Raw genomic sequence first — 20,428 nt, forward strand, 5'->3', positions numbered from 1 at the left:
TTCCGGTGCGACGGTGCGAACGGTGTGGGTGGAACCGGTGAGGTCAGCGGTCCGGCGACCGGCGGGTGGCGGGACGACGGCGGACGGCCCTGCGCAGGCGGGTGGTGAGGGCACGCACCCCGCCCTGCAGGCCGCCCGGGGCGGCGAGCATGACGACGATGAGGACCAGGCCGAACACGGCGAGCGCGAGGTTGCCCTCCAGCCGCTGGGCCAGCCCGGCGGACAGGCTGAGGTGCTCGGTGAGCAGGCCGGGCAGGTCCTGCAGCGCCACCAGCAGCAGCGCTCCCCAGACCGCGCCGGCCAGGCTGCCCAGCCCGCCGATCACGATCGCCATGAGCAGGAACAGCGACAGGTCCAGCGGGAACTTGCCGGGCGCGACGGTGGCGGTGAGCATGGCGTACACGCCGCCACCGAGGCCGGCGCACGCGGCGCTGACGACGAACGCGAGCACCTGCGTGCGGGCCACCGGGATGCCGGCGAGCCGGGCCGCGACCTCGTCGTCGCGGACCGCCCGCAGCGACCGGCCGAAGCGGCTGCGCGCCAGGTTGGCCAGCAGCAGCATGGTGAGCAGGGCGGCGGCCAGCGCGATCCAGGCCAGCCAGCGCTCGGGCTGGAAGTAGGCGCCGAGCGCGGCCGGTGGCGTCTGCGCCGGGAACGACAGCCCCTGTTCGCCGTTGAACACGCCGGTGAAGATCGTGGTGACCGCCGGGACGAGCGTCGCCACGGCGAGCGTCACACCGGCCAGGTAGGGGCCGCGCAGCCGGGCCGCCGCCAGCCCGACGACGAGCCCGCCGAGCGCGGTCACCGCGACCCCCGCGAGCAGCGACGCCGGCAGCGTCCACCACCCGCGTACGGCCCGCTCGTCGAGGGCCTGCTGGGTCAGCGCCACGGTGTACGCGCCGGTGGCCATCAGCGCGCCGTGCCCGAGGGAGAGCTGGCCGTTGAGCCCGACCAGCACGGTGTGCCCGGCGGTGACGCAGAGGAACGCGCAGACGCGGGCCACCTGGAGGTTCTGGTACGGCGCGAGCTGGTTGGTGACCAGCACGACGAGCGTGCCGACGAACACGGCCACGGCGAGGTGGCGCAGCAGCGTGGAGCCGCGCGGCTCGCGTCCGGCCGGCGCGCCCGGGAGCAGCCGGCGCAGCGGGGACGCCGGCGCGGGCGCGGTCTCGGTGGGGGTGGTCGTCACACGTGCCTCGCTCTCGCCGCGGAGAAGAGCCCGCCGGGGCGGACCAGCAGGACAGCCAGCAGCAGCACCAGGACGGCCAGCGGGGTGGTGTCCGGTCCCAGGTAGCCGGTGACGTAGGACAGGATCAGCCCGACCAGCAGGCCGCCGACGACGGCGCCGACCGGGCTGTCCAGGCCGCCGACCACGGCGGCGGTGAACGCGATCACGAAGACCAGGTCCATGGCGTGTGAGTGCAGGCCGAGTCCGGTGGGGACGACGAGCATCCCGGCCAGCGCGCCGACAGCGGCGGCGAGCGCCCAGCCCAGTGTGAGCATCCGGCCGACGCTGACGCCGAGCAGCCGGGACACCTCGGGGGCGAACGCGGCGGCCCGCATCCGCAGCCCGACCGGGGTACGGGTGAACAGCACCGCGAGCAGCGCCACCACCGTGAGCGCCGCGCCGAGCACCCAGAGGTCGTACGGGGACAGCGCGGCCACCCCGCCGATGGTGAGCGCGTCGGTGTCGAACGGCGCCGGGGCGGGCCGGTACTCGTTGCCGAAGATCATGCCGAGCATCGCCTGGATGACGAGCACCAGCCCGAGCGCGACGATCACCTGGTTGAGCGGGCCGCCGGGGCCGGCGAACCGCATCAGCACCCGCTCCACCAGCGCGCCCAGGGCCAGTCCGGACAGGATCGCGGCGGCCAGGCCCAGCCAGTACGAGCCGGTGGCGGAGACGACCGCGTAGCCGACGTAGGCGGTGGCCACCGCCATCGCGCCCTGGGCGAAGTTGACCACCCGGGCGGCCCGCCAGATGAGCACCAGCGCGAGCGCGAACGCCGCGTAGACCGCCCCGCCGGCGAGCCCGTCGAAGGTGAGGAACCAGAACCGCTCCATCCGCGACCCCTTCCTAGAATCCGAGGTACGCGTGCCGGAGCTGGTCGTCGTCGCGCAGCCGGGCGGCCGGCGCGGCGGTCACCACGCGTCCGAGCGACATGACGATGCCCTGGTCGGCGACGGAGAGCGCGCTGCGCACGTTCTGCTCGACCAGCAGCACGGTGAGCCCCTGTTCGTCGCGCAGCCGCCGCAGCAGCGCCATGATCTGCGCGGTGACCTTGGGCGCCAGCCCGAGCGACGGCTCGTCGAGCAGCAGCAGCCGGGGCCGGGCGATCAGCGCGCGGCCGATCGCGAGCATCTGCCGTTCGCCGCCGGAGAGCTGGTGTCCGGCGTGGTCGCGGCGGCGGGCCAGCGCCGGGAACAGCTCGTACACCTCGTCCTGCGCGCGCCGGGCGTCGGCCCGGTCGCGCCGCCACAGCCCGCCCAGGCGCAGGTTCTCCGCCACGGTCAGCTCGGTCACCACGCCGCGCCCCTCCGGCACGTGCGCCAGCCCGCGCCGGACCAGGTGTTCCACCCGGACGCCGCGCAGGTCCTCCCCCGCGTACCGGATCCGGCCGCTGGTGGGCCGCAGCAGACCCGAGAGGGTACGCAGCAGCGTGGTCTTCCCGGCGCCGTTGGCACCGAGCACGGCGGTGACGGTGCCGGCCGGGACGGTGAGCGCGACGTCGCGCAGCACCGGCACCGGGCCGTAGCCGCAACTGAGCGCCTCCACCTCCAGCACGGCGGTCACGACGCGCTCCCCTCGGCGGGCACCTCGGCGCCCAGGTACGCCTCGGTGACCCGGGGATCGTCGCGGATGCTCTCCGGGGACCCGGCGGCGATCACCTTGCCGAAGTCGAGCACCACCAGGTCGTGGCAGACGGACATGACCAGGTCCATGTGGTGCTCGACGAGCAGCACGGCGCAGCCGTCCTCCCGGTCGGGCAACGCGCGGACCAGGTCGGCCAGCTCGGCCACGTCGTCGGCGCCGAGCCCGCCGGCCGGCTCGTCGAGCAGCAGCAGCCGGGGGCGGGCGATCAGCGCGCGGGCCAGCGCGACCCGCTTGCGTACCGCATAGGGCAGGGTGCCCGGCGGGGCGTCGGCGTACTTGTCGATGCCCAGCTCGGCGAGCAGGTCCAGAGCCCGGGCGCGCAGCCGCCGCTCGTCGCGGTCGCTGCGCGGCAGGCCGAACAGCGCGGCGGCGAATCCGGCCCGTGCGGTGTGGCTCGCGCCGGCCACCACGTTCTCCAGCACGGTCAGCCCGCCGAACAGTCCGACGCCCTGGAGCGTGCGGGCGATGCCGAGCCGGGTGAGGGCGTGCGGGCGGGGCCGGAACGGCCGGCCGTCGAGGGTGAGCGAGCCCTCGGTCGGGCGGACGAAGCCGCAGACCACGTTGAACAGCGTGGTCTTGCCGGCGCCGTTGGGCCCGATCACGCCGACGACCCGGCCGGGCGGTACGCGCAGCGAGACGTCGTCGAGGGCGACCAGGCCGCCGAAGCGTACGCCGACGTGGTGCAGCGTCAGGCCCTGATCGTCGGCGGGGGTGGCCGGTGGGCTCATCGTCACCTCGTGCCGGTCGACGGAGCGGGAAAACTAATTACACCGGGAGTGTACTTTTCTCTGCCGCCGCGTCAATGCCCAGACGATCACGGTTCATTTCCCGGGTTAACCGGCCTCCAACGTGCACTGTCGGTGTGATCATCCCGCCATCCGGTCGCGGGCACGGCGCAGGAACGTCTGCTCCGCCGCGTTGCCGGTGCCGGCGATCGCCGCGTCGTACGCGATCCGGGCCTGCGCCGGACGATCGAGGCGGCGCAGCAGGTCGGCCCGGATCGCGTGCCACACGTGGTATCCGGTCAGGTCCAGCCGGTCCACTTCGGCCAGAGCAGCAGCCGGTCCGCGTACCTCGGCCAGCGCGACCGCCCGGTTCAGCGCCACCACCGGTCCGGGCGTGACGGCCGCCAGCCGGTCGTAGAGCGCGAGGATCTGCCGCCAGTCGGTGGCCGCGGCGGTGGGCGCGTCCGCGTGCACCGCGCCGATCGCGGCCTGGATCTGGTACGGGCCGGGCCGGTCCCGCCGCAGGCACCGGCGGACCAGATCCTGGCCCTCGGCGATCAGCTCCCGGTCCCACCGGCCACGGTCCTGCTCGGACAGCGACACCGGCGCCCCGTCCGGCCCGGTGCGGGCGTCCCGGCGCGCCTCGGTGAGCAGCATCAGCGCGAGCAGGCCGAGCGCCTCCGGCTCGTCCGGCATCAGCGTCACCAGCAGCCGGCCCAGCCGGATCGCCTCGGCGCCCAGCTCGGCGCGGCCCAGCCGCTCCCCCACGCTGGCCGTGTGCCCCTCGTTGAAGATCAGATAGACCACCGCGAGCACCCCGCGCAGCCGGTCCGGCAGGTCGGCGTCGCGCGGCACCCGGTACGGGATACCGGCGTCACGGATCTTCGCCTTGGCCCGGACCAGACGCTGCGCCATGGTCCGCTCCGGCACCAGGAAGGCGCGCGCGATCTCGGCGGTGCTCAGGCCGCCGAGCAGGCGCAGCGTCAACGCCACCCGGGCGGGCGCGGCGAGCGCCGGATGGCAGCAGGTGAAGATCAGGCGCAGGCGGTCGTCGGGCACGGGCCCCTCCTCGGCGGGCGGGTCGGCGGCGTGCAGCAGGGCGGCCTCGGCGTGCCGGGCGGCCCGGGTGGCCTCGCGGCGCAACCTGTCGATCGCCCGGTTCCGGGCGGTGGTGATGATCCAGCCGGCCGGGCTGGGCGGCGGCCCGTCGGCGGCCCAGCGCGAGACGGCGATCGTGAACGCCTCCTGGACCGCCTCCTCGGCGAGGTCGATGTCGCCGAGGAGACGGACCAGGACGGCTACCGCGCGGCCGTACTCGGCCCGGAAGACCCGTTCGAGTTCGGTCATCCCTCGCCCTGGAACGGGCGGACCTCGATCGGCAGCGTGGTGGCCAGCGCGTAGCGGCGGCCCCAGTCCAGCGCGGCGTCCAGGTCGGGCGCCCGGATGATGGTGACGCCGCCCAGGTACTCCTTGCCCTCGGCGAACGGCCCGTCGGTGACCAGCACCTCGTCACCGGCCGGGCGCAGCACGGTGGCGGTCTGCGGGTCGTGCAGGCCGTTGCCGAACACCCAGCACCCGGCCTCCCGCAGATCCCGGCCGATGGCCTCGACCTCACGCATCACCCCGGCCAGGAACTCCGGGTCCGGGCGGCCCTCGCCGGCGGGCTGGTACATGCTGATCAGGTACTGCTTCATCGGTTTCTCCTCACCGCCGTCGGACGGCCCCGCGCCGTCCCTTCACCCTCCACACGAACGACTGACGCCGGTTTCGACACGCCGGGCCGGGTGAATCCGGCCGGGAGCGGGGTACGCCGTCGCGTGCGCCGCCACCGGGTCGTCGTCGTGGGCGCCGGGTTCTCCGGTCTGGCCTGCGCGCTCGCGCTGGACGCGGCCGGCGCCGAGGTGCGGGTGCTGGAGGCGCGGGACCGGGTGGGCGGCCGGACGCTCAGCCGCCCGCTGCCCGGCGGCGGCTGGCTCGATCTGGGCGCGCAGTGGATCGGCCCCACCCAGGACCGGATGTACGCGCTCGTCGCCGCGTACGGCCTGACCACGTTCCCCTCCCCCGCGCACGGCGCGCCGACGCTGCTGCTCGGCGGGCGCCCGGCCACCGGCGAGCCGCCGGGACTGTCCGGGCTGCTGGGCACGCTGGACGAGATGGCGGCCGGTGTCGACCCGGCCGCGCCGTGGCGGGCCGAGGGGGCGGCGCGGTGGGACCGGATCACGTTCGGCGGCTGGCTCGACGCGAGCGCTGCCGGCCCGGTGACCGCCGGGTACGCCGGCCGGATGCTCGCCGGTGGCCTGCTGGCCGCCTCGCCGGACGAGGTCTCGCTGCTGCACATGCTGTTCTACCTGCGCAGCGGCGGCGGCACCCGGTCGCTGCTGCGCATGGCAGGCGGCGCCCAGCAGGACCGGATCGCCGGTGGCCCGGCCGCGCTGGCCGAGCGGATGGCCGCCGCGCTGCCTCCCGGGAGCCTGCGCCTGCGCGCGCCGGTGGACGGCGTCGCGCAGGACGACGGCGGCGTGCGGGTGCGCTCCGGCGACGAGACGCACCACGGCGACGCGGTGGTGGTCGCGCTGGCGCCGACGCTGGCCGGGCGCATCCGGTACGACCCGCCGCTGTCGCCGTTGCGCGACGGGCTGACCCAGCGGATGCCGATGGGCGTGGCGTTCAAGGTCCACGCGCTCTATCCGACGCCGTTCTGGCGGGCCGACGGCCGCTCCGGGGTGTCCAGCACGGACACCGGACCGCTGACCGAGACGGTGGACAACTCGCTGCCGGACGCGCCGGGCGGGGTCCTCACCGCGTTCAGCTACGGCGCGCAGGCCCGGGCGCTGCGCCGGCTGCCGGCGGACGCGCGCCGGGACGCGCTGCGCGACGCGCTCGCCGCGATCTTCGGCCCGGCCGCCGCGCGCCCCGACGACCTCGTCGAGTACGACTGGTCGGCAGACGAGTGGACGCGCGGCTGCTTCTGCGGCGTGCTGCCGCCCGGCGCGTGGCGCGACTACGGCCCGGAGTTGCGGACGCCGGCCGGGCGGGTGCACTGGGCCGGCACCGAGACCGCGACCCGGTGGAGCGGCTACCTGGAGGGCGCGGTGACCGCCGGCGAGCGCGCCGCCGCCGAGGCGCTCGCCCAGCTCGGCTGAGCACCCTATACAGCGAGATTCTTCGATGCGTTCTATTGAAAAGTTTCTCCGCCCTGTGCACTAATGACGACAGTTCCTTTCGTCATACTCCCGCCGCCGGAGCGCGGCAACCCCCAGGGAGGACAGATGCACGAATCGATCCGATCGGCGCTGCGCGCGGCCGGAGCCGCGCTGCTCGCCACCGTCACCGTCGCCGCCGCGGCCCTGTCCGGGACGGCCCCCGCCTCCGCCGCCCCGGCCGGACTGCCCGGCATGGACGTCTCCAGCCACCAGGGCAATGTGAACTGGTCCGGGGCGTGGGCCAACGGCGCCCGGTTCGCGTACGTCAAGGCCACCGAGGGCACCTACTACACCAACCCGTACTTCGCCCAGCAGTACAACGGCTCCTACAACGTCGGGATGATCCGCGGCTCGTACCACTTCGCCCGCCCCGACACCACCAGCGGCGCCGTCCAGGCCAACTACTTCGTCGACCACGGCGGCGGCTGGTCCAAGGACGGGCGGACGCTGCCCGGCGCGCTGGACATCGAGTACAACCCGTACGGCGCGACCTGCTACGGGCTGAGCCAGGCGTCGATGCGCAGCTGGATCGCCTCGTTCGTCAACCAGTACTACGCCCGCACCGGCCGGTGGGCCACCATCTACACCACCACCGACTGGTGGAGCACCTGCACCGGCAACACCTCGCAGTTCGCCGCCAACAACCCACTGTGGATCGCCCGCTACTCCAGCAGCGTCGGCACGCTGCCGGCGGGCTGGGGCACGTACTCGTTCTGGCAGTGGTCCTCCTCCGGTGTCTTCCCCGGCGACCAGAACGTCTGGAACGGCTCGCTCGACCGGCTGCGCGTCCTGGCCTGCAACGGACCCTGCTGACCCCGGCCCGGGCGTGGCGGGCGGTGCCGGTCCCGCCACGCCCGGCCGTCCCTCTCTCCCGAGGAGCTGCGATGTCTGTTCCTGTCCCCCGGCGGACCGTGCTGCGTGGCGCGGTCCTGCTCGGCGCCGCCGCCGGCGTCGGCGCGCTGACCCAGATCGGCTCCGGCCCCGACGCGCGGGCCGCCGCCACCCGTGTCGACCAGCCGACCATCGCCAACTGCGCGACCTGGGGCGCCCGCCCGCCCTCGTCGCCGGTGAGCGTGGTGGCCAGCCGACCCAACAAGATCATCGTGCACCACACGGCGTTCCCGAACACGACCGACTACAGCCTCGCCCAGGCGTACCGCAACTCGCGCGACATCCAGAACCTGCACATGGACAGCAACGGCTGGCTCGACTCCGGGCAGCACTTCACCAACAGCCGGGGCGGCTACCTGACCGAGGGCCGCCACGGCAGCCTCTACGCGCTGCTGCACGGCCAGACCATGGTGCAGGGCGCGCACTGCGTCGGGCAGAACAGCCAGGCCATCGGCATCGAGAACGACGGCATCTACGTGGACGTGCAGCCACCACAGGCGCTCTGGAACAGCCTGGTCACGTTCTGCGCGTTTACCTGCCAGCAGTACGGCATCCCGCCGAGCGAGATCTACGGGCACAAGGACTTCAACAACACGCAGTGCCCGGGGCTGCTGCACGACCGCCTGCCCGAGCTGCGCCGTACCGTCGCCGCTCGTCTCGGCGGCTGACCACGGGGGTACGCGGGGCGCCCGGGTGCGACGGGCGTCCCGCGTATGTCAGTCCTCTTGCGTCATTGCTCGCTTATATAAGCGTGGCCTGATATACATGGTTCGTGCACGCCTTCGACGTCCTCGGCGACCCGGTCCGCCGCCGGATCCTGGAACTGCTCGCCGACGGTGAGCAGCCCGCCGGGACGCTCGGCGAGACGGTCCGGCGCGAGTTCGGCATCAGCCAGCCCGCCGTCTCGCAGCACCTCAAGGTGTTGCGCGAGCACGGCTTCACCACAGTGCGCGCCGACGGCACCCGCCGGCTCTACGCCGTGGACCCCGGCCCGCTGCGCGAGATCGACGCGTGGCTGGCCGGGTTCCGCCGCTTCTGGACGCCGCCACTGGCGGCACTCGCCACCGAGCTGGCCCGGGGCCGCCGCGAACGGCGGCTGCGCGAGGACGACACCGACAACGAGAGGACCGACCCATGATCGACGTGACCGGACAGATCAGCGCCGTCGAGCGCCGCATCGGCGACCGTACGCTCCCCGCCGGGCAGGCGCGGGTGCTCACCATCGCCCAGACGTACGACGCGGCGGTGGCCGACGTCTTCGACGCCTGCACCAACCCGGAACGGATACCGCGCTGGTTCCTGCCGATCTCCGGCGACCTGAGCCTCGGCGGCCGCTACCAGCTGGAGGGCAACGCCGCCGGCACTGTCGAGCGCTGCGACCCGCCGCACGGCTTCGCCGCCACCTGGGAGTTCGGCGGCGAGGTGAGCTGGATCGAGGTGCGGCTGCGCGAGGCCGGCCCCGGGCGTACCCGCTTCGAGCTGGAACACGTCGCGTACGTCGACGACCAGCGGTGGGCCGAGTACGGCCCGGGCGCGGTCGGCATCGGCTGGGACCTGGCGCTGGTCGGGCTGGCCTCCCACTTCGCCGCCGACGGCACTGGCGTCGACCCGGCCGCCGCGGCCGAGTGGATCGCCTCGGACGAGGGCCGTCGTTTCGTCACCGAGTCCAGCAAGAGCTGGACGGAGGCAAGCATCGAGGCCGGCACCCCCGCCGACGAGGCACAAGCCGCAGGCGAGCGCGTGCGGTCCTTCTACACCCCCACCCCCACCCCATAACCCTCCGCCCGCACCCCGCCCGCGCCCGCAGCCCTCGCCGATCTTGCAGTTCGGGCCCTTGCGATGCCCGTTTTCACCTGGATTGCGGGGCACCAAAGTGCAAGATCGGCGAGGCTGCGGGGACATGGTGGACAGTTGATGTTCACCCGGCGAGCGAGGGCTCTTCGGGATCTCGTGGGTCCGGCCGCTGACGTCGGCGGCCTCGCGGTCGACACCAGCCACGTCCTGCTGAACGACCGCGCTCGCCCCGCTTTGCCGTGATCGCCCCGCTCCGCCGTGCTCGGCTCGGCGCCCCGCCGCGTTCACGTCCCATGACACGCTTCACCGGTCGCCCTGGCGGCTCTCGCCGGGCGCTTGGAGATCTTGGCAGGAAACGGCCCTCATAGGGGCCCTCATAGGGGCCACTTCCTACCAAGATCTCTCTGCGTCTCGGAGTGCGGCACACTTTTCCCTCGATATAGGAGACGTGCCTCGCACGACGGGCAGGAGGCGGACTCCCGACGAATACGGCGAAGGCGACGGGCGTGGCGAGGCGGTCAAGGCCGGTGCGCGGAGGGCGCCTGGGATGGAGACGGCTCACGGTGGCGTCCACAATGGTCGCGCGGCGGTGCGTTGTCGCGGGGAAATGCGGCGGTGGGATGTCGGTGGGGTGGGGCAGACTGCGGGGCATGCCGATCCGCTCCGTCGCCGACCTGACCGCCGCCGTCGACGCCGGTCAGACGTTCAAGTACCTGCGCTTCTGGGGGCACCGGCCGCAGCGCGACGGCAGTGTCGGCGCGGGTTGCCTGAGCCAGTGGTGGCCACAGGCGTTCACAGTGGACGGCCGCGAGTTCGCCACCGCCGAGCACTGGATGATGTGGCACAAGGCCACGCTGTTCGGTGACCACGCGGTCGCCGAGCGGGTGCTGACCGCCGGGCATCCGCACCGGGCCAAGGCGCTCGGCCGGCAGGTGCGCGACTTCGACGAGGCGACCTGGGTGGCCCGCCGCTACGAGATCGTGGTGGCTGGCAGCGTGGCCAAGTTCTCCCAGCACGAGACGTTGCGACGGTTCCTGCTCGGCACCGGCGACCGGGTCCTGGTGGAGGCCAGTCCGACGGACCGGATCTGGGGCATCGGCCTGACCGCCGACGATCCGCGCGCCGCCGACCCGGCGACCTGGCGGGGCGACAACCTGCTCGGGTTCGCCCTGATGGAGGCACGCGCCGTGCTCGCCGATGGAGGGGGGTGACGCCTGACCTCCGGTCCCGGATGCGGGTAACGTGCTGCGGCGTGATCCCGTACTCGCACTGCTCCTTCTGCGGCGCGGCCTACCCGGCGGGCGCCGGGTGGCCGCGGGTCTGTTCCTCCTGCGGGGAGACGGTGTGGCGCAACCCGCTGCCGGTCGCGGTGGCGGTGCTGCCGGTCCGCACGCCGCAGGGGCTCGGCGTGGTCGTCGTACGCCGCGACATCGAACCGGCGCGCGGGCTGCTGGCCCTCCCGGGCGGCTTCGTCGAGTACGGCGAGGATTGGTCCGAGGCGCTCGTGCGGGAGCTGCGCGAGGAGACCGGGCTGCTGGCCGAGGCCGGCGAGGCGCGGCTGTTCGCGGTGCACGGCGCTCCGGCGGGCGGCACCATGATGGTCTTCGGGGTGCTGCCCGAGCGGGCGATCGGTGACCTGCCGCCGTCGGCGCCGACCGAGGAGGCCACCGAATGGCTGGTGCTCACCGATCCGGTCGAGCTGGCCTTCTCCACGCACACCCGGGTGCTCGCCGACTTCCTCGCCGGGCAACGCCCGCTCTGACCGGAACCGGGGCCGCCGGACGGACCGGCGACCACTCCTGGCGCGGTCAGCCGCGGGCCGGGACCGGCTGGGGTGAGAACGGCACGGCGGCCGGCGCCTCGGTCTCCGGCTCGCCGGCCGGGTGCCGCCACAGTCCGCGCCGCCGCAGGATCGGCAGTACGCCCTCGCCGAACCAGTACGCCTCCTCCAGGTGCGGGTGACCGGAGAGGATGAACTCGTCCAGGCCGAGCGCGTGGTACTCGGCGATCCGGTCGGCGACCTCGGTGTGGCTGCCGACCAGCGCGGTACCCGCGCCGCCGCGGACCAGCCCGAATCCGGCCCACAGGTTCGGTGAGACCTCCAGCCCGTCGCGGGAGCCGCCGTGCAGGTCGAGCATCCGCCGCTGCCCCTCGGACTCGCTGCGCCGCAGCCCTTCCTGCACCGCGCGCACGTCGGCCTCGGGGATGCCGTCGAGCAGCTTTCGCGCCTGGGCCCACGCCTCCTCGGCGGTGTCCCGGCTGATCACGTGCAGCCGGATGCCGTAGCGCAGCTCGCGACCGGCCTCGGCGGCGAGCCCGCGGATCCAGTCCAGCTTGCCGGCCACCTGGGCGGGCGGCTCACCCCAGGTCAGGTAGACGTCGCTGTGCCGGACCGCCACCGGCCCGGCCGCGCCGGACGACCCGCCGAAGTAGACCGGCGGCACCGGGTCGGGCACGCGGCTGAGCCGGGCGCCCTCGACCCGTACGTGGGCGCCGTCGTGGTCGACCGTCTCACCGCGCCACAGCGCGCGCACCACGTGCAGGAACTCGTCGGTACGCGCGTAGCGGGCGTCCTTGTCCAGGAAGTCGCCGTACGCGCGCTGCTCGGTGGACTCGCCGCCGGTGACCACGTTGAGCAGCAGCCGGCCGCCGGACAGGCGCTGGAACGTGGCGGCCATCTGCGCGGCGAGCGTGGGTGAGAGCAGGCCGGGCCGGAACGCGACGAGGAACTTCAGCCGCTCGGTGACCTCGGTGAGCATGGCGGTGGTCAGCCAGGCGTCCTCGCACCAGGCGCCGGTGGGGGTGAGCGCCCCGGCGAAGCCGAGCTGTTCGGCGGTGCGGGCGATCTGCCCCAGGTACGCCACGCTGGCCGGTCGCGCGCCGCCGGCGGTGCCGACCGGTACGCCGTGACCGCCGCCCACGATGTCCCGGCTGTCGCCGTAGGTCGGCAGGAACCAGTGGAAGGTGAGCGACATGGTGTGCCTCCGGTGCGCTGTCGGACGGCCGCCTCCTGAGTGGTGGGACGACCACGCCGACACACTACCCATAAAACCTATCGGGTTGGTAGGTTGCTGTCGCCCGTCGATGCCGGGCCCTTCCCCTCCCCGAGGAGTCGCCATGCGTACCCCCAGATCGCGCCGCCGCCCGGTGGCCGCGCTGCTCACCACCCTCGCGCTGCTCGCCGCGACGGCGCTGACGGCCTGCGGCGGCGAGGCGGCCGACGCCAGCGGCGGTAGCGACGGCCCGCTGCGGATCGGCTACCAGCGCTTCGGCGGGCTCAGCCTGGTCAAGGCGCGCGGCGACGCCAAGAACGTCACCTGGTCGCTGTTCGAGAGCGGCCCGGCCCTCACCGAGGCGCTCAAGGCCGGATCGATCGACATCGGCCAGGTCGGCGAGGCCCCGCCGGTGTTCGCCGCCGCCGGGAAGATCCCGTTCTCCGTGGTCGGCACGTCCCAGCCGATCCCGCAGGGCGAGGCGGTTCTGGTCAAGGCAAACAGCCCGTATCGTGGATTCGCCGACCTGCGCGGGAGGACTGTCGCGCTGAACAAGGGCTCCAACGTGCACTGGCTGCTGGTGAAGCTGCTGGAGGCCAACAGGATGACGCTCGCCGACATCAAGGTGAAGTACCTCAAGCCCGCCGAGGGGCGGCCCGCGTTCGACAACGGGCAGGTCGACGCGTGGATCATCTGGGATCCCTACTTCGCGCTGGCTGAACAGCCCGGCGTACGGGTGCTCGCCGACGCCACCGGCCTGGCCGGCAACCGCGAGTACGTGCTGGCCGCGCCGGACGCGGTGAAGAACCGCACCGACGACGTACGGGCGTTCCTGGACACGTACCGGCAGACCACCGACTGGGGAATCGCCCAGCCGACCGAGCGGGCCGCCGTCCTCGCCCCGGAGCTGAAGATCCCGCTCGACGTGACCACCCGGGCGCTGGCCCGCAGCGCCAAGCCGCTCGCCCCGGTCACAGCGGAGATCGGCGCGGAGTTGCAGGCCATCGCGGACAGCTTCGTGGAGCTGAAGCTGGTGCCCGGACCGGTCGACATCGCCGGGCGGGTGGACGGCCGGTTCAACGAGGCGTTCCAGTGAGCGGTCCGGCGCTGGCCGAGGCGACCGCGCCTGTCGTACCCGATCAGGCGGCGCCGCGGCGGTCGCGGGCCCGCGTCTCGCGGCGGTGGCGGCGCGCGGTGAGCCCGGTTGTGCTGGTGCTCGCCTGGGAGGTCGCCGCGCGCACCGGCCTGCTCGCCGCGGAGAAGCTGCCCGCGCCCAGCGCGGTGCTGGCGACCGGGTGGCGGCTGGCGCGCGACGGCACGCTCGGCGTGCACCTGCTCGACTCGCTCACCCGCGCCGCGCTCGGCCTGCTCATCGGCGGCGGTCTGGCGCTGGTGCTCGGCGCGGCCGCCGGGCTGCTGCGCCTCGGCGACGACCTGGTCGACCCGCCGGTGCAGATGGCCCGGATGCTGCCGCACCTGGGCCTGGTGCCGCTGCTGATCATCTGGGTGGGCATCGGCGAGTCGCTGAAGGTCACGCTGGTCGCGCTGGGCGCGTTCTTCCCGATCTACTTCAACACGTACGCCGGCATCCGCGACATCGACGAACGGCTGGTGGAGGCGGCGCGCACCTGCGGTCTGGGCGCGGCGGCCCGGCTGCGGCACGTGGTGCTGCCCGGCGCGCTGCCCGCGCTGTTCCTCGGGTTGCGGCTGGCCATCGGCGCGGCCTGGCTCAGCCTGGTCGTCGGCGAGCAGGTGAACGCGCAGACCGGCGTCGGGTTCCTGATGATGGAGGCGCGCGAGTTCAGCCAGACCGACGTGGTGGTGCTCGGCCTGCTCATCTACGCGCTGCTGGGTCTCGCCTCCGATCTGCTCATCCGATACGCGGAGAGGAGGACGCTGGCATGGCGACGCGGACTGCGCGCGACCTGACCGGGCTGGTGCTCACCGCACGCGCGGTGACCCGGTCCTTCGGCCCGGCGGTGGTGCTGGCCGGGGTGGACCTGACCATCGCCGCCGGGGAGACGGTGGCGCTGCTCGGCGGCAGCGGCTCCGGCAAGAGCACGCTGCTGCGCGTGCTCGCCGGGCTCGACGGCGACGCGGGCGGCGAGCACGCGGTGCACGGCACCGCCGCGGTGGTGTTCCAGGAGCACCGGCTGCTGCCGTGGAAGCGGGTCGCCGACAACGTGGCGCTCGGCCTGGCCGGGCCGGACGTGAGCGACCGGGTCGGCCGCGCGCTGGCCGAGGTGGGCCTCGCCGATCGGGGCCGGGCCTGGCCGGCCGAGCTGTCCGGCGGGCAGGCGCAGCGGGTCGCGGTGGCCCGCGCGCTGGTCCGCGAACCGGACCTGCTGCTGCTGGACGAACCGTTCGGCGCGCTCGACGCGCTGACCCGGCTGCGCATGCAGGGGCTGCTGCGGCGGCTGCGCGCCCAGCACGGCTTCGCCGCGCTGCTGGTCACCCACGACGTGGAGGAGGCGCTGCTGCTGGCCGACCGCGTCCTGCTCCTCGACGACGGTGTGATCGCCGAGGAGGTGGCCGTCGGCCTCGGACCGGCGCCGAGCCCTGACGACCCGGCCCTCGGCGCGCTGCGCCGCCACCTGCTCGACCGTCTCGGCGTACCCGCCGGCTGACCGCGAGGGAGAACCGATGACCCGCTGGACCCCCGACCCGACCTTCTACCCGTCCCCCACGCTCGCCGCCGCCGCGCCGGCCGAGAAGCTCGCGTACGTCGCCGCGTTCGACCGCGCCGGCCAGCGCCCCGACGCCATCGCGGTGCTCGACACCGACCCGGACTCCGACTCGTACGGCCGGGTGGTGGGCTGGACCGAGCTGCCGAACACCGGCGACGAGCTGCACCACTTCGGGTGGAACGCGTGCAGCAGCGCGCTCTGCCCGACCGCGCCGCACCCGCACGTGGAGCGCCGCTACCTGATCGTGCCGGGCCTGCGCTCGTCCCGGATCCACGTGCTGGACACCAAACCCGACCCGCGCCGGCCGAGCCTGGTCAAGGTCATCGAGGCGGAGGAACTCGGCAAGCGCGCCGGGTACTCCCGCCCGCACACCGTGCACTGCGGGCCGGACGGCATCTACGTCTCCGCGCTCGGCGGCTCCGACGGGCAGGAGGGACCCGGCGGCATCGCCGTGCTCGACCACACCACGTTCGAGGTACGGGGCGCGTGGGAGGCCGACCGAGGGCCGCAGTTCCTGGCGTACGACTTCTGGTGGCACTACACCCAGGACGTGCTGGTCACCAGCGAGTGGGGCACGCCGTCGATGATCGAGGACGGCATCGTCGGGGAACTGCTGCTGGGTCGCAGGTACGGGCATGCGATCCACTTCTGGGACCTGGCGAAGCGCCGGCACGTGCAGCGCGTCGACCTCGGCGACCAGTACCAGATGCCGCTGGAGCTGCGCCCCGCGCACGACCCGACGAAGTCGTACGGCTTCGTCGGCGTGGTGATCAGCGTCGAGGACCTGTCCGCCTCGATCTGGCTGTGGCACCGCGACGGCGACACCTGGGCGGTCACCAAGGTGATCGACATCCCGGCCGAGCCGGCCGACCCGGCCGACCTGCCGGACCTGCTCAAGCCGTTCGGGGCGGTGCCGCCGCTGGTCACCGACATCGACCTGTCCGTGGACGACAGGTTCCTGCACGTCTCCTGCTGGGGCACCGGCGAGCTGATCCGCTACGACGTCAGCGACCCGTTCCACCCGGTACGCGTCGGCTCGGTACGCCTCGGCGGCATCGTCAACCGCACGCCGCACCCGGCGTTCCCGGACGAGCCGCTGGCCGGCGGCCCGCAGATGGTGGAGATCAGCCGGGACGGCCGCCGCGTCTACGTCAGCAACTCGCTCTACGGCTCCTGGGACGACCAGTTCTACCCGGACGGGGTGGGCGCCTGGGTGGCGAAGCTCGACGTCGACCCGGAGAGCGGCGGCCTCGTGCCGGACCCGCGGTTCTTCCCGCGCGGGGAGGAGTTCCGCGGCCTGCGTGTGCACCAGACCCGGTTGCAGGGCGGCGACGCCTCGTCCGACTCGTACTGTTTCCCGTGACCGGCGCGACCTGGGCGGCGCTGGCCGGACTCGGCGCGTTCCACGGCCTGAACCCGGCGATGGGCTGGCTGTTCGCGGTGGCCCGGGGCCTGCAGGAGCGCCGCCGGGCGGCGCTGCTGGCGGCCCTGCCGCCGATCGCCGCCGGGCACCTGGCGTCGGTGGCTGTGGTCGCCGCGCTGGTCAGCGCCACCCGGTCGGTCACGGCGAGCACGGTGGTGGCGGTGACCGGCGGGGTGCTGCTGGTCGGGTTCGGGCTGTGGCGGCTGCTGTCCGACCGGCACTTCCGGTGGGCCGGGATGCGGCTGTCGGCCGCGCAGCTCACCGCCTGGTCGTTCCTGATGTCGGCGGCCCACGGCGCGGGCCTGATGCTGCTGCCGGTGCTGCTCGCCGAACCGGCGGTCGGCGCCGGCCCGCACGCCGGGCACCTCGCCGCCGCGCCGGCCGGCGCGCTCACCGGCCTGTTCGCCGCGGCCGTGCACACCGCCGCCATGCTCGGCGTTGCGCTGGCCGTGGCCCTGCTGGTGTACGAGGTACTCGGCGTCGGCGTGCTGCGCCGGGCCTGGTTCAACGTCGACCGGCTCTGGGCCGGTGTGCTCGTGGCGGCCGGTGTGGTGACGCTGCTCGGCGCGGCGTGACATTGTCGCCGACCTGCGATGGATCGACGGGAAGTCCTACTGGTTCAATAGGAAAGGCAGCGTCGCCCACCCCGGAGGTCAGCCGTGAGTCAGTACCCGTCCCCCGCCGAAGCCGTCCACGACGCCGACCGGAGCCGGCAGTGGCTCGCCGGGCAGGCCCACGGGCCGGGCGTCGACCGCGACCGGCTGCTGGAGGTGGGCACGGCGATGGCCGCGGTGACCGCCGCCGCCGCGGAGCGCGAGCCGGTAGCGGTGGCGTCCGCGCCGGTCGGCGTCGACCCCGGCGCGCCGATCGTCAAGCCGCTGCCGCCGGAGCTGCTGCGCCCGCTGGACACCAACGCCGAGATGCGCTGGCCGTCGATGGCCGGCCAGGGGTACGTGGTCCCGATCGACCGCTTCTTCGTCCGCAACCACACGGTCACGCCGTACCTGGACGCGGCCACCTGGCGGCTGCGCCTGTTCGGTGACGGGCTGCGCGGCGCGCCGACCCGGGACAACCCGGTCGAGTTCGACCTCGACGAGCTGCGCCGGCTGCCCGCCGAGGAACACGCGGCGCTGCTGGAGTGCGCCGGCAACGGGCGGCGCTACTTCGCCGAGCAGCAGGGCGACCCGGCCCCGGGCGTGGCATGGGGGCTGGGCAGCGTCGGCGTGGCCCGCTGGCGCGGCGTACGGCTCGGCACGGTGCTGCGCCTGGCCGGGCTGCGCGACGAGGCGGTCGACGTGATGCCCGAGGGCCTCGACCCGGACTACGTCAGCGGCGGGGTCAACCTCGGCCGGGTACGCCGTCCGATGCCCATCGCGAAGGCGCTCGACGACGTGCTGCTGGCGTACGAGATGAACGGCGAGCCGCTGCCACCCGACCACGGCTTCCCGGTGCGGGTCGTGGTGCCCGGCTGGGTCGGCATCTCCTCGATCAAGTGGGTGGGCGCGATCGAGGTCTCCACCACTGCCCTGTTCTCACCCTGGAACACGCAGTTCTACCGGATGTTCGGCCCCGGCCACCCCGACGACGGCACCGCGCTCACCGCCCAGCCGGTGCGCAGCGCGTTCGAGCTGCCCTGGGACGTCCGGGTGCCGGCCAGCGAGGAGGTGCTGCTGACCGGCCGCTCCTGGTCCGGCAACGGCCCGATCGCGCACGTCGAGGTGGACACCGGCGACGGGTGGCGTCCGGCCGACCTGGTCGAGGCGGACCGGGGCGGCCCCTGGCAGCGCTGGACCGTCCGCTGGCGCCCGCCCGCCGCCGGCCGGCACGTCCTGCGCGCCCGCGCCACCGACTGCACCGGCGCCGTCCAGCCCGACCGGGCCGCCGTGAACGACCTCGCGTACCTCTTCGACGCAGTGGTGGCCCACCCGGTCACCGCCTGCTGACCGCCGCTCAGGGGGCGCCGAGGTAGGCCGGCGGCACGCTGTCGGTGAGCCACACCCCGTTTGCCGAACGGTAGAAAAGGTGACCGGCAGCGGCCATCGCCGCCGCGTCCACAGTCAGCACCACCACCGCGCCGCCCCGGCGCGCCCCGACGCGCCGGGCCGTCGCCACATCCTGTGACAGGTGTACGTGGTGCCGCCCGCCCCGGCGCAGCCCCTGCGCCCGGATGGCGTCCAGCACGGCCTCGCCGGTGCCGTGGAACAGCCGGGGCGGCGGCGCGGCCGGGGTCAGGCCGAGGTCGACCGGGACCGAGTGCCCCTGGCTGGCACGGATCCGGTCGGCCCCGTCCGGACCGGCCTCCACCGCGAAGCGCTGCTTGTCGTTGCCCGCGACCACGGCGTCCAGTTGGGCGCGGCTGATCCCCAGCCCGGCGAGCACGTCGGCCACCGGCGCCCAGCCCGCCCGGTCCAGTCGCAACCCGAACGCGTCGGGCCGGTGCCGCAACGCCAGCGACAGGCGCTTGCTCACCCGAACGAGATCCCGATGTTCCACCCGCCCAGTGTGGAGCCGTACCCTTCCTGTGTCGACGCAGTTCCCCACCCGCACTCCCCTAGCCGGCCCCGCGCCCGTCTCGCCCCTTCCCCTGCCCCACCCCACCCTGCCCTGCCTGCCCCCGTCGATCTTGCGGTTTCCGCCCCTCGGGTGTCCGGATCGCGCTGTTTCCCGGGGCCGAAACTCCATGATCGACGGGCGGGAGCTGAGGGTGGGGAGGGGGACGCGACGGGGAAGGGCGGGTGGGCGGGACGGGTCAGGCGGCGGCGCGGGCTGGGAGAGTGCGGCGTCGGTGGGACGGGTCGGTCAGGGTGGGCGGGGACCAGGCGCCGTCGGGCTGGTAGAGGTTCGTGCCGGGCGGGACGATCTCGTCGATGCGGTCCAGCACCGCGTCGTCGAGCGTCAGCTCCGCCCCGGCGAGCAGCGCGTCCAACTGGTCCATCGTGCGCGGTCCGATGATGGTCGAGGTGACCGCCGGGTGCACGGCGGTGAACGCCACGGCGAGCTGCGGCAGCGTGCAGCCCACCTCGTCGGCGAGCGCGACCAGTTCCTCGACGGCGGCGTACTTGGCGGTGTTGCCCGGCAGCGCCGGGTCGAACCGGGCCGGGGTGAGCGCCGGGCGGCCGGCACCCAGGTCGACGGGCCGCCCCTGCCGGTACCGGCCGGACAGGAACCCGGAGGCCAGCGGGCTCCACACCAGCACGCCCATCCGGTAGCGGCGGCAGACCGGCAGCACCGACGTCTCGATGCCGCGTGCCAGGATCGAGTACGGCGGCTGCTCGGTGCGGAATCGGCCCAGCGCACGCCGCTCGGCGACGTGGTGCGACTCCACGATCTCCTCGGCCGGGAAGGTCGAGCACCCGAACGTGCGGATCTTCCCGGCCCGGACCAGGTCGGTGAGCGCCCCGAGCGTCTCCTCGACGTCGGTGGTGTGGTCGGGGCGGTGCACCTGGTAGAGGTCGATCCAGTCGGTGCCGAGCCGGCGCAGGCTGTCCTCGACCGCCCGGACGATCCAGCGGCGCGAGTTGCCGCCCCGGTTGGGTCCCTCACCCATCGGGAAGTGCACCTTCGTGGCGAGCACGACGTCGTCGCGCCGGCCGCGCAGGGCCTTGCCGACGATCTCCTCGGACTCGCCGGCCGAGTACATGTCGGCGGTGTCCACGAAGTTGATCCCGCGATCGAGTGCCGCGTGCACGATCCGGGCGCAGTCGTCGTGGTCGGGGTTGCCGACGGCGCCGAACATCATGGTGCCGAGGCAGTGGATGCTGACCTCGATGCCGGTGCCGCCGAGGACGCGATAGCGCATGTGAACTCCGTGGGTGACGCCGCGCTGACCGGGCGGCG

Annotated in this window: 22 protein-coding genes; 13 read left to right on the forward strand and 9 right to left on the reverse strand. The window is 74.1% G+C overall.

Translation table 11 applies throughout. The features are described from left to right. Positions 1-43: 43 nt before the first annotated feature. The 6 genes from FHU28_RS21655 to FHU28_RS21680 all read right to left on the reverse strand — a co-directional run bounded on the left by FHU28_RS21655 (position 44) and on the right by FHU28_RS21680 (position 5,294). Entirely contained in the window at positions 44-1,189 is a 1,146-nt protein-coding gene (locus tag FHU28_RS21655) for a branched-chain amino acid ABC transporter permease (RefSeq protein WP_184686323.1), read from the reverse strand. Beyond that, positions 1,186-2,064, reverse strand: coding sequence for a branched-chain amino acid ABC transporter permease (locus FHU28_RS21660; protein ID WP_184686324.1), 879 nt, complete (start codon positions 2,062-2,064; stop codon positions 1,186-1,188). Before FHU28_RS21660 ends, FHU28_RS21655 begins: the two co-directional genes overlap by 4 nt. Positions 2,065-2,077: 13 nt before the next feature. Further along, positions 2,078-2,794: an ABC transporter ATP-binding protein gene (locus FHU28_RS21665; protein ID WP_184686325.1), complete on the reverse strand. Its 717-nt coding sequence runs from the start codon at positions 2,792-2,794 to the stop codon at positions 2,078-2,080. Next, on the reverse strand, positions 2,791-3,603 hold the full coding sequence (locus FHU28_RS21670) for an ABC transporter ATP-binding protein (protein WP_184686326.1): 813 nt from the start codon (positions 3,601-3,603) through the stop codon (positions 2,791-2,793). The genes FHU28_RS21665 and FHU28_RS21670 overlap by 4 nt, the downstream gene beginning before the upstream one ends. Positions 3,604-3,741: 138 nt before the next feature. After that, a complete protein-coding gene (locus FHU28_RS21675) occupies positions 3,742-4,947 on the reverse strand; it encodes an RNA polymerase sigma factor (RefSeq protein ID WP_184686327.1) in 1,206 nt (401 codons plus the stop codon). Next, a complete protein-coding gene (locus FHU28_RS21680) occupies positions 4,944-5,294 on the reverse strand; it encodes a YciI family protein (protein WP_013286726.1) in 351 nt (116 codons plus the stop codon). The genes FHU28_RS21675 and FHU28_RS21680 overlap by 4 nt, the downstream gene beginning before the upstream one ends. A gap of 90 nt (positions 5,295-5,384) precedes the next feature. On the opposite strand from FHU28_RS21680, the gene FHU28_RS21685 reads away from it, so the two are divergent. The 7 genes from FHU28_RS21685 to FHU28_RS21715 all read left to right on the forward strand — a co-directional run bounded on the left by FHU28_RS21685 (position 5,385) and on the right by FHU28_RS21715 (position 11,250). After that, positions 5,385-6,743, forward strand: a complete 1,359-nt coding sequence (locus tag FHU28_RS21685) for a flavin monoamine oxidase family protein (protein WP_311773636.1) — start codon at positions 5,385-5,387, stop codon at positions 6,741-6,743. Between the two features lie 126 nt (positions 6,744-6,869). Further along, entirely contained in the window at positions 6,870-7,616 is a 747-nt protein-coding gene (locus tag FHU28_RS21690) for a lysozyme (RefSeq protein WP_184686328.1), read from the forward strand. 71 nt (positions 7,617-7,687) lie between these two features. Continuing rightward, on the forward strand, positions 7,688-8,362 hold the full coding sequence (locus FHU28_RS21695; RefSeq protein ID WP_184686329.1) for a peptidoglycan recognition protein family protein: 675 nt from the start codon (positions 7,688-7,690) through the stop codon (positions 8,360-8,362). A 104-nt stretch (positions 8,363-8,466) separates the two neighbouring features. Further along, positions 8,467-8,832, forward strand: a complete 366-nt coding sequence (locus FHU28_RS21700) for an ArsR/SmtB family transcription factor (protein ID WP_184686330.1) — start codon at positions 8,467-8,469, stop codon at positions 8,830-8,832. Further along, positions 8,829-9,470 (forward strand): SRPBCC family protein, encoded by a 642-nt coding sequence (locus tag FHU28_RS21705; RefSeq protein ID WP_184686331.1) that lies wholly within the window; start codon positions 8,829-8,831, stop codon positions 9,468-9,470. Before FHU28_RS21700 ends, FHU28_RS21705 begins: the two co-directional genes overlap by 4 nt. Before the next feature lie 638 nt (positions 9,471-10,108). Continuing rightward, positions 10,109-10,699, forward strand: a complete 591-nt coding sequence (locus FHU28_RS21710) for a riboflavin biosynthesis intermediates N-glycosidase (RefSeq protein WP_184686332.1) — start codon at positions 10,109-10,111, stop codon at positions 10,697-10,699. A gap of 41 nt (positions 10,700-10,740) precedes the next feature. Further along, a complete protein-coding gene (locus FHU28_RS21715; protein WP_184686333.1) occupies positions 10,741-11,250 on the forward strand; it encodes an NUDIX domain-containing protein in 510 nt (169 codons plus the stop codon). Positions 11,251-11,296: 46 nt separating this feature from the next. On the opposite strand, the gene FHU28_RS21720 is transcribed toward FHU28_RS21715, so the two are convergent. Further along, positions 11,297-12,463 (reverse strand): LLM class flavin-dependent oxidoreductase, encoded by a 1,167-nt coding sequence (locus tag FHU28_RS21720; RefSeq protein WP_184686334.1) that lies wholly within the window; start codon positions 12,461-12,463, stop codon positions 11,297-11,299. A gap of 142 nt (positions 12,464-12,605) precedes the next feature. Here FHU28_RS21720 and FHU28_RS21725 point away from each other — a divergent pair, with 142 nt between their 5' ends. From FHU28_RS21725 to FHU28_RS21750, 6 genes are all read left to right on the forward strand, one after another. Then, positions 12,606-13,577 carry a sulfonate ABC transporter substrate-binding protein gene (locus FHU28_RS21725; protein WP_184686335.1) on the forward strand — a complete coding sequence of 324 codons (972 nt, stop codon included), beginning with the start codon at positions 12,606-12,608 and terminating at the stop codon, positions 13,575-13,577. Further along, positions 13,574-14,410: an ABC transporter permease gene (locus FHU28_RS21730; protein WP_184686336.1), complete on the forward strand. Its 837-nt coding sequence runs from the start codon at positions 13,574-13,576 to the stop codon at positions 14,408-14,410. The genes FHU28_RS21725 and FHU28_RS21730 overlap by 4 nt, the downstream gene beginning before the upstream one ends. Then, positions 14,383-15,108, forward strand: coding sequence for an ABC transporter ATP-binding protein (locus tag FHU28_RS21735; protein WP_184686337.1), 726 nt, complete (start codon positions 14,383-14,385; stop codon positions 15,106-15,108). Before FHU28_RS21730 ends, FHU28_RS21735 begins: the two co-directional genes overlap by 28 nt. 16 nt (positions 15,109-15,124) lie before the next feature. Next, positions 15,125-16,531, forward strand: a complete 1,407-nt coding sequence (locus tag FHU28_RS21740) for a selenium-binding family protein (protein ID WP_184686338.1) — start codon at positions 15,125-15,127, stop codon at positions 16,529-16,531. After that, the gene (locus FHU28_RS21745) at positions 16,528-17,166 is read left to right on the forward strand and encodes a hypothetical protein (RefSeq protein WP_184686339.1); all 639 of its coding nucleotides are present in this window, start codon (positions 16,528-16,530) and stop codon (positions 17,164-17,166) included. Before FHU28_RS21740 ends, FHU28_RS21745 begins: the two co-directional genes overlap by 4 nt. 84 nt (positions 17,167-17,250) lie before the next feature. Then, positions 17,251-18,534: a sulfite oxidase gene (locus tag FHU28_RS21750; protein WP_184686340.1), complete on the forward strand. Its 1,284-nt coding sequence runs from the start codon at positions 17,251-17,253 to the stop codon at positions 18,532-18,534. A 7-nt stretch (positions 18,535-18,541) separates the two neighbouring features. On the opposite strand, the gene FHU28_RS21755 is transcribed toward FHU28_RS21750, so the two are convergent. Both FHU28_RS21755 and FHU28_RS21760 read right to left on the reverse strand, forming a co-directional pair. Beyond that, positions 18,542-19,084 carry an RNA 2'-phosphotransferase gene (locus tag FHU28_RS21755; protein ID WP_184686341.1) on the reverse strand — a complete coding sequence of 181 codons (543 nt, stop codon included), beginning with the start codon at positions 19,082-19,084 and terminating at the stop codon, positions 18,542-18,544. A gap of 256 nt (positions 19,085-19,340) precedes the next feature. Then, positions 19,341-20,390 (reverse strand): aldo/keto reductase, encoded by a 1,050-nt coding sequence (locus FHU28_RS21760; protein WP_184686342.1) that lies wholly within the window; start codon positions 20,388-20,390, stop codon positions 19,341-19,343. Between the last annotated feature and the right edge of the window lie 38 nt (positions 20,391-20,428).

The sequence above is a fragment of the Micromonospora echinospora genome (assembly GCF_014203425.1).
Lineage (GTDB): Bacteria > Actinomycetota > Actinomycetes > Mycobacteriales > Micromonosporaceae > Micromonospora > Micromonospora echinospora_A.